The 8,668-nt window shown below is 57.7% G+C and carries 7 protein-coding genes; all 7 read left to right on the top strand.

What is annotated here, in order from left to right; genetic code table 11:
- Positions 1-614 (top strand): DUF4424 family protein (locus tag VGH41_RS04665; protein WP_331596171.1); only part of this gene is annotated, 614 nt, incomplete at its 5' end.
- A 49-nt stretch (positions 615-663) separates the two neighbouring features.
- Positions 664-1,245 (top strand): hypothetical protein, encoded by a 582-nt coding sequence (locus VGH41_RS04660; RefSeq protein ID WP_331596170.1) that lies wholly within the window; start codon positions 664-666, stop codon positions 1,243-1,245.
- Positions 1,232-2,167 (top strand): hypothetical protein, encoded by a 936-nt coding sequence (locus tag VGH41_RS04655; protein WP_331596169.1) that lies wholly within the window; start codon positions 1,232-1,234, stop codon positions 2,165-2,167. Before VGH41_RS04660 ends, VGH41_RS04655 begins: the two co-directional genes overlap by 14 nt.
- Before the next feature lie 233 nt (positions 2,168-2,400).
- Complete coding sequence (locus VGH41_RS04650) at positions 2,401-3,093, top strand: hypothetical protein (RefSeq protein ID WP_331596168.1); 693 nt, start codon at positions 2,401-2,403, stop codon at positions 3,091-3,093.
- 217 nt (positions 3,094-3,310) lie between these two features.
- On the top strand, positions 3,311-3,559 hold the full coding sequence (locus tag VGH41_RS04645) for a PAAR domain-containing protein (protein ID WP_331596167.1): 249 nt from the start codon (positions 3,311-3,313) through the stop codon (positions 3,557-3,559).
- 10 nt (positions 3,560-3,569) lie between these two features.
- Positions 3,570-4,811 (top strand): hypothetical protein, encoded by a 1,242-nt coding sequence (locus VGH41_RS04640; RefSeq protein WP_331596166.1) that lies wholly within the window; start codon positions 3,570-3,572, stop codon positions 4,809-4,811.
- On the top strand, positions 4,808-8,656 hold the full coding sequence (locus VGH41_RS04635) for an ImcF-related family protein (RefSeq protein WP_331596165.1): 3,849 nt from the start codon (positions 4,808-4,810) through the stop codon (positions 8,654-8,656). Before VGH41_RS04640 ends, VGH41_RS04635 begins: the two co-directional genes overlap by 4 nt.
- The last annotated feature ends 12 nt before the right edge of the window (positions 8,657-8,668 follow it).

The following is an 8,668-nucleotide window of genomic DNA, read 5'->3' as shown; positions in this document are numbered from 1 at the left end:
TCCGCGTATCGATAGATGGTAAACCGATAGTATTAAGTGTGGAACGCCGTGGTTTTTTCCTCGGTAAGGACATCACTGCTTTGCTTCGACGGGTCGGACTGGATCCACTTCCGGATGAAAACGCCGAAAACAGCAAAATTAAGAAACTGTCGCGCGAGATCGGTTTCAATATCCAGAATGGTCTAGCGTGGCAAGGTTTTGTCTCCTATTCATGGACACCAGTATTTGGACCGACATCCTCGAGCGTCATCAAAATGTCCTATATGGCGCTGCCTCAATTTGGTCTCGAAAAAATTGGGAGCGAGCAGTTTACGCAACTCATCTCGCAACATTGTGGAAACGCAGAGTCTATGGGGCAGTTGATAAGATCCCGCCGATCCGATACTGACTACGTCTTGATAGAGCGGTACGATCTTCCTTCTTCATTTATTGGTGGCAACTCCGCATTCGTCAAGGTGTCGCAACCGGCGACGAACTGGGCGGGTGCGCATCCTGTCGCCTCGTTTGCGTGCGGTCTGAAAGCCAGCAGTTCTCCGCCAACGTCAATTTCTGGCCGGGTCTTTACAGGCCCTAATCGGGCGCTATCGGTTCTGGTTATCTCTACACCCTCTTGACGTCTGAAATATCAGCGGATAAATAATGGTAATGCACGAGAAAGGAAAAATGACAGCCAAAGCGGACAAAGCTGGCGTTTCGCTGCATATCTGTCAAACATCGTGGTTTGAGAAAAATAAGACCTATTTCATCTCAAATCCGTCTCCACGAACCTCTGATCTAAGCTTTTCAGGAGCTGATCTCAATTATTTTGCGCGTTGTCTTTATGGGGAATCGAGCGGCTCGCAGAGCTTGCCAGACATCAACGACAGAAAGTCAGAAAAGGAAGCACTAGTAAACGTGTTTTACTTTCGCTTGAATCGAAAAGGTTATCCGACGAATAGATACATTGCCACATCTTTTACGATGGTTTGTGATGCGCGGAACCAGTTCCAGTCCATTCAACCGACTCCATCGCCCAAGCTCCGCAGTTCGGCTCCCGGCGAATCCAGTCATTTGAACAAGATGGAATGCGCGGACTTGCAGGAATGCATCGATGCTATCACGACGTTTCTGGCCGTCGGACCTAACAACAGATACGTCTATGACAACTTCCGGTCGAGATCTAGTGGGACTCACGGAGTGGTAATCGGTGGTTCGCGATTCTGGCTGTCCCCCAAGGGCAAGGAGCTGGCCGATGCGAATCCATAATCTGCTTCCGTGTCTTCTGGCCGCGCTCCTGCTGCAATTGACGTGCAGTAACGAATCCCGTGGTCAGAGTACAACCGTGGAATTCGACATGGGGCGCATTCGTATCGACCAGAAGGAAAGTGACTTTCTGAGTTTTGCACTGAATGATGGCAAAACCATCTGGGTCAAAGATCGAGCCGGGTCGTATTGGCCACCGATCCATATCGACGAACTGGGATTCATTTACGTTGGGGACAAGGTTCTGGACAATACTACCGGTCTGAAGATTCGAGACGGCAACGATCCAAATCTCGTAATCGTCGGGTCACGCTTTGGGGTGCTTGGCGGAGTGTCAACCAAGACGTTGACGCTGCTCAGGAAGGATGGAGTGTGCAAGATCAAACTCGCGTCCTTGCAAAGCGGATTGGCAGGAGCACAGGGCAAAGATGTTCTGCGTGGCCGAATGCACTTTGTGGAATCGGCTAGTGCTCTGGCCGTTCTGTCCGCTGTCTTTGATGAGACAGGCAAGCTCAAGTATCGTGCGTCGATCGTCGCTCCTCAAACCTGCCGTGTCATATCGAGCGTCGATTTGGGGAATCCTGACCTGCTTGTTGAACTGGGCTGGTCACCGGCGGGGGGATTCTGGATTGCGGGTGCCCAGGAGCCGACACTACTCCGATCGGACGACGGGAGAACGTGGACTGCTCTCAAGCTGCCTCAACAATACTCCGAGTTAATGAGTGCCTATATTCCGGAAAGAAACGAAATCTGGCTGGCAGCTCAGGACGGAAATGACGCGGCCGTGGACAGTCCTGACTTAATGTACTCCGGCGATGGTGGCAAAACCTGGCAGACGTTGACATGGAATAGCCCGCTACTGAATCAGGTCCCGAAATATTGGCTTGAGGGCCAAATGCGGGCCTACGGGCGAGAGGTCAAATGATTGATTCACAAACGTATTCCGAACAGCAGGCGGGTTCAGACGTTGAACGGCGTCAAAACAACGTTGGATTTCAATTCGTTATCCGCTATTTGTAGGCAAGCCTTTTTGCATGATGTCGTCTTTGCGTGTTTGATGCGATCCAAATCAAGAATCGTCAGAGTGGGCGGCACGATATTTCGTGGCGCGCCCAATCTTGCTGTCTCTGACATCACACGTGTTCAAGGGAGTCGTTGATGGGGTTGATGGAGTTGATGGTTCTGCCCTCACGGGCTTACGAGGTAAAGCTCGCTCCGCCTCCGGCGCCGTTCTCGGCGCTGAGGTTCGAAGGTGACGACGGTGTCAGTCGTCTGTATCGAACCACGATGGAAGCAAACATGAAAAATACAAGTAATTTTATAAAATTAGTTTTTGCAATTTTATGTATGGGCAACTCGAAATTTGGGGCGGCTGACACATTGCTCACCTTTAATGATCCGTATTTGATGGCCATTACATCAAACGGGAATGTGACTGGCTATTACGGAGCAAAAAATGATCAATTTTGCTGCTTTGTTTTTTTCGCAAGTCCTAGTCAAAATTTTGTGACTTCCAAAGATCGCGGATTTGATCTCACCCTGATCAGAACATTCACGTCTGACCACAGGAAATCAAGCTTCGAATATACCCACCGAGATACAGAATTCGATATAACTGGAACCTTATTTACGCGCCAAAGCGAATGGATTCTTCAAACTTCGTCAATACCTCCCGGTTGCGCCAATGTTACGGGTTCGTTCCTGAATGGTCCGGAAGCTCCGGGAGCCCAGCGCTTTCTCATCGCCAAAAAAGTATCTGCGCCTGGAATTCAGGTCGTACCCAAGAAGACTTTCTTCTATAACAAATCCGGAAACATCTTCTCTAATAGAATAGGATTCCTAACACGTTGAGATGTCGTTGCAATATTAAAGCAGAGTGGCAGCTACTCATACGTTCGTTTCACGAACCCAAATTCCATGCTTTCCGCCCCCGGAAACATCACCACGGGTTGGATCCGGACGAGTGGGCTCGAAGATCCATTCCCCTCCCGTCAGTAACGATAACACTGTTCAGCTAGGCCAAGCAGTAACTACCCACCGCTTCACCAACCATAAAAGAGAATTAAATATGATCGATCTCATCCGCCTCGGCGACGACACCGACCACGGAGGCAAAGTCATCAGCGCTTCATCAACAATGCGATTCGACGGCCAATTCGTAGCTCGCAAGGGCGACCAGGTGTCGTGTCCCAAACACAACATCAAACCCAACCTGATTATCGACGTCGATGAGTCCACGACTGACGATGGCGTCCCGATTGCGCGGCATGGCTACCGAGCCAAGTGCGGATGCCGATTGATCTCCAGCCTTATCTGAAGCCAAAGCCATGCCGGTAGAACTTCCTGTATTGCAGTTCCGTGACGCGGCACCGCGGCCACCTCGACCGTTCGTCTGGCTGGCCCTGTTCGTCGCTTTTATGCTCGCTGGAGTCGTTGGCACGTTGCTGACCTGGCCCAATGCCGAACCATCCGGCTCAGCCTGGTTCTGGACTCGACTACTTGCGCTGCCCCCCTTGGCGTGGTGCATGGTCTTTGGCCTCCGGCTCCACTATTTCGACGAAGAGAACGATCGACTCCGCGCGGAGGAAGAAACAATCGAGCAAGATCGGACGACAGCGTTGCGGTTCGCGCGTGAGCCGCTTGCTGTAATCGGCTATGCCTATATCTGTGCGCTTGGGAGAGCCAATGTAGCCGGAGAAATTTCTCTCGGACAGAAGAAAGTCCTCGCTGCATCGACGCCCCGCGCTGGTGGGAAGGCGATCCGTCACAGCGCGATAGATGTCGCCGTGAAGGACCAGCAGCCTGAACGATACCGTGCGTGCTTCGAAGACCTGATTGTCCATATGTCTGAAGTCCTGACCGATCTACCTCGCACCGTGCCTCTGGACGTTCGCATCCAGTTGCCCACAGATGTCGATCACACACAGCTTCTAGAGACGTGGAAAGCGTGCTGGCAAGCGAGCGAACTCCGGTCTGCGTCGGCGTCGCTGCTTCCGTCGGAGCCAGGATTGATGGCACTCGACGCGTGGCTGGACATCAAGGGCGGTCCAGCGCTCGAGAAGTTCACGCTGTTTGTTTCCGTCCAGTTGCACGACAGGCCATCCGAAAACAGCGCGGAAGCCGCGGTCGCGTTATTGCTCGGATGGGCACCGCTGGCAGAGCGGCGTGGTCTGAAGCCGCTCGCGATGCTTCATCGCCCTGTCGAGGCCGATGAAACGGCACTGAACGTTGCAATACAGAAAGTGTTGCTTTGGGGCAAAGCGACTGCGGTCCAGATCAATGACCTATGGCAGGTCGGACTGGAGAGAAAGGACAAACCAGCATTGATCAATAGCGCGTCAGATCTTTCGCTGGGTGTTTTACAAGCTGACAACTTTGCCGGCATCCACGACATCGACCTGGCATTGGGCTACCCGGGCGTCGCCGCTGGTTGGCTTGCGACGGCCCTTGCTATTGAACACGCACTGCAAACCGACGGGCCGCAACTGATCTCCTGGCGGGAACGCTCGCTACGGCTCGCCATCGCACAACCAATCACACCAGCGGATGAAACGGAATCCAGGGCATGAGTGGACTTAGAATTTCGGGTTACTGGATTTTTGTTATCGCCGCAACGGCGATCGGTGCAATCCTCGTGTACTTTTTCGGGGCCGCGCTCGACCCCTCGCCGCGTAACCGCGTTAGCGGGGTGGTGATGGTCGGCGCGCTTCTGTTGCTGTTGCGCCCGCCCCTCTCCGCCGCATGGCTGTTCGTCGCCCAGCACGCAACGGGGCGCAAGCCGCAGCAACATCGGCGTGACCCCATGGCCAGAGTCGGTGCCGGGGGACAGCAGAACAACGATCTCGCCGCACATCGCCTCGACAGCCTCCGGCTGATGCTGCAGGGGCGGCACGGCCGGCGCTGGCAATATCGCGACCGTTGGGTAGTGGTGGCTGGAGACGAGTCGCTTGTCGAGAGACTGGCGCCTGGTCTGTGTGAAACCGGTTACGCCATCGCGGGCGACACCGTTCTGTTGTACGCCAGGCAGACCAGCACAAAGCTTGATACCGAATGGCTCGACCAGATCCGCCGACTGCGCCGGCGTCGCCCGGTTGACGCCATTGTCGGGGTCGTGCGGCCACAACCCTCCGGCATCCAGCCAGATGACGCAGAGCGCACGGCGCATCGGCTGGTCCGCCACGCGCGTGCGCTGCGCTGGGCCGCACCTGCCTATCTGCTCAACGCAACGGACTTCGGCGTCGACGCAACTGTCCCTGATGAAGTGATCGGCTGCACATGGTCAACCGCCCGGATCTGTCCGGAAGAGATCATTCGCTCATTGCACGCGCTTGCGACCGATCTGGCCGATACGGCCGTTCTCCGTCTAACGATTGATCCGTCGGACCGGTATGCCGGTGAACTGTCCCGGTACATTTCGCAATGCGAACGATCATTGACCCATCTGGTCGTGCAGATTGGCCAGTCGCGTATCTGGCGCAGCACCGTACGTGGCGTGCTCTTTGCCCCCTTATTGAAGGAGCGTTCGGTAACGGCCATCGAAGCTGCGGCGGACAAGGGCGAAACGGCTCATGAGGAGATCACTACCGCCGCACCGGGCAAGGTCGAGGAACAGAACATCGCCCTTGGGGTCTGGCAAACCATCGCCGCACACAGCCGCCGCATCCACGGCCGTCGCGTCGGCTTCTCGCCCTCGACGACCGCCGCGTGGATTGCGGCCTCGCTGGTCGGACTCTGGATCGCAGCCAACATGCTTTCAGGATTCGCGAACCGCGCAACAATCCAGGCAGCGGCCAGTACGGCTACGAAGCTTGCGACCACACAGGACCCCACCCAGGCCGCACTGACCCTCAACAGTCTGCAAAAGCAGCTCGACACACTCGAAGTCCGTCACCACGACGGCGCACCGTGGTACACGCGTTTCGGCCTGAACCGCGACGCGGCACTTTCTGCCGCCCTATGGCGAAGCTACGAGAACGCCGTCGCCCGCATCGTCGTCGCCCCGATCCGCGCGAAGCTCGAGGGACAACTGCAGCAACTCGCCTCGCTGTCCGATTCTGAAATAGCAAGCGGCGGCGACACGCAGATCAGGTCCGCCTACGACACGCTCAAGACGTACCTGATGCTCGCCGAACCCGAACGCGCCAACGCGTCGTTCCTCACACCGCAACTGTTCGCAATCGGCGCGCCCGTCCGCCCGGTCAGCTCATCTTTGACAGAAGGAGCATGGCAGGATCTACGGCAGCATCTGGTTGCGTTTTACGCGGACCACCTCGGACAACGCGCATCAGTCAACGGCTCGACGCTCGCGATCATCCCCGACGCGGGGCTCGTCAACGGGGCACGCCAGACGGTGATCGGCGTGCGCGGCATCCAGAACTCGACGGACACGCTGTATCAGCAGATTCTCGATGACACAAAACCCAAGTATCCGCCAGTGTCCCTCTCGACGCTGCTGGGCGACACCAGCAGCAGGGGTCTCTTCAACACGGCGGCAACGATCCCCGACGTTTTCACGCGCGCGGCGTGGGACGAGCGCGTCTCGAAGGCGATCGACGAGGCGAGCCAACAGCGCACTGTTGTTGGCGATTGGGTGCTGTCCGACAGCCGCGCCAGTGCGCCACCCAGGGCGTCGCTGAAAGCTGAGCTTCGGCAACGCTATTTCGACGACTATGCACGCGCATGGCAGGCGTTTCTCAACAGCATCCGCTGGCAGCCTGCCCCGACGCTCTCCGGTACGGTCGACCAGCTCACGCTGCTCGGCGACCCGCAGCGTTCGCCGCTCGTCGCATTGATGAATGTCGTCGTCTACCAGGCTGGTACAGGCGCATCGACCCAATCGCTATCGGACTCGCTGATCAACAAGGCGCAACAGCTCGTGGGCGCCGCCGAGAAGGATCCGTCGAAGATTGCCCAGCCGCAAAACATGGCGCCGCTCGCCGCCGCATTCGATCCCTTGTTGCGGCTGACAGGCAGCGAGCTGGCCACTGGAACCGCCGCCAACAGCAACAGCCAGGCCTCAGCGCAGATGGCCGCAACAGGCGATCTTGGCCTGCCGCGCTACATGGAACGCGTCACCGCCATGCGCCTGAAGCTGCAGCAGATCATGATGGGCAATGACCCGGACGCGCTGTCACGCGCTGCAGCGCAAGCCGTGCTGCAGGGCAAGACCTCGGATATTGCCGATAGTCGTGACTACGCAAGCCGCGTGGCCGCGAGTCTCGGGCAGCAATGGGCGGGTTTCGGCGACCTGTTCCAGCAGCCGCTCGACCAGACCTGGCAGGTCGTCCTGCAACCGGCGGCATCGAGCCTGAACGAGACCTGGCGCAGCGGCGTTCTCGCCGACTGGAACCGGAACTTGGGTGGCCGTTATCCATTCGCCGATTCCGACAACGACGCCTCGTTACCCGAAATGGCGCGCTTCATGCGCCCGGACAGCGGCGTCATTGCCCAGTTCGTGGCGACGCAGCTGGCGGGTGTCGTCGAACGGCAGGGCGATCGCTGGGTTCCCGCGCAGGGATCGGACCATAACTCGCTGACGATCGACCCAGCCTTTCTCGCCGCGCTGAACACGCTGATGCGCGTGTCGACCTCGCTCTTTCCATCGGGCGATGCGCGTGTGGGCTTCGAGCTGCGCGCGGTGTCGACGCCCGGCGTCACCGACACGAAGTTCGTCCTGGCCGGCCGGGAGCTCCATTATTTCAACCAGAAGGAAGAGTGGACACCCTTCATCTGGCCAGGCGATACGCTCGAGAACATCTCACGTATCGAGTGGCAGACGCAGGAAGGCGGACTTCGGTCGACCCTCGATACGCAGGGCCGCTTCGGACTGATCCGTCTGCTTGAGCGCGCGAAGGTCACGCCGCAGGACAACGCACGCTATCTGCTTGTCTGGACGCCAGACCAGAGCGAGGGCATTCCATTGAAAGCTCAATTACGCAGTGAATCCGGGGCGGGTCCGCTCGACGTACTCGCGCTGCGGCATTTCTCCCTGCCACAGCGGATCTTCCTGGCCGGCTCGTCACGGGGCGCGCGGACGCAGCCGTTCAGCGGGCCGCCGCCGTTACCGGCAGTCATGCTGGAATCCGCGAGGCTCGCGGAGGTGCCGCTTCCCACAGGATGGCCAGACAGCACCAGCCGGACAGACAGCGCTGACCGCGTCTCCGTGCAAGCAGGCGCCGACCCGGCGGCAGCGGCCAATACGCCGAAACGGACGCGGACGCGACCCGATACGTCCGAAGTCACGGAAAGCCGGGCGAAACCTGCGGCCAGCGAGTCGGCGGTGACGACGACATTGACATCGACAGAATCGGATGACGGCACACCGCTGTCCGATTCGAAGCCCCCCGAGGCATTCCGGCTGAAATCCGCCCTGACCCACACACATCGTCTGCCGGCCGATGCATTTGCTGATTGAGGTCAACCCGTG

The sequence above is a fragment of the Paraburkholderia sp. genome (genome assembly GCF_036488795.1).
Classification (GTDB): domain Bacteria; phylum Pseudomonadota; class Gammaproteobacteria; order Burkholderiales; family Burkholderiaceae; genus Paraburkholderia.
Note: the sequence above shows the minus strand (reverse complement) of the source record. Positions and strands in the feature narration are given on the sequence as shown.

Excerpts from the sequence above, each read along its gene's own strand:
- VGH41_RS04660 (WP_331596170.1), top strand. The coding sequence starts at position 664 with ATGACAGCCAAAGCGGACAAAGCTGGCGTTTCGCTGCATATCTGTCAA.
- VGH41_RS04655 (WP_331596169.1), top strand. The coding sequence starts at position 1,232 with ATGCGAATCCATAATCTGCTTCCGTGTCTTCTGGCCGCGCTCCTGCTG.
- VGH41_RS04650 (WP_331596168.1), top strand. The coding sequence starts at position 2,401 with ATGGGGTTGATGGAGTTGATGGTTCTGCCCTCACGGGCTTACGAGGTA.
- VGH41_RS04645 (WP_331596167.1), top strand. The coding sequence starts at position 3,311 with ATGATCGATCTCATCCGCCTCGGCGACGACACCGACCACGGAGGCAAA.
- VGH41_RS04640 (WP_331596166.1), top strand. The coding sequence starts at position 3,570 with ATGCCGGTAGAACTTCCTGTATTGCAGTTCCGTGACGCGGCACCGCGG.
- VGH41_RS04635 (WP_331596165.1), top strand. The coding sequence starts at position 4,808 with ATGAGTGGACTTAGAATTTCGGGTTACTGGATTTTTGTTATCGCCGCA.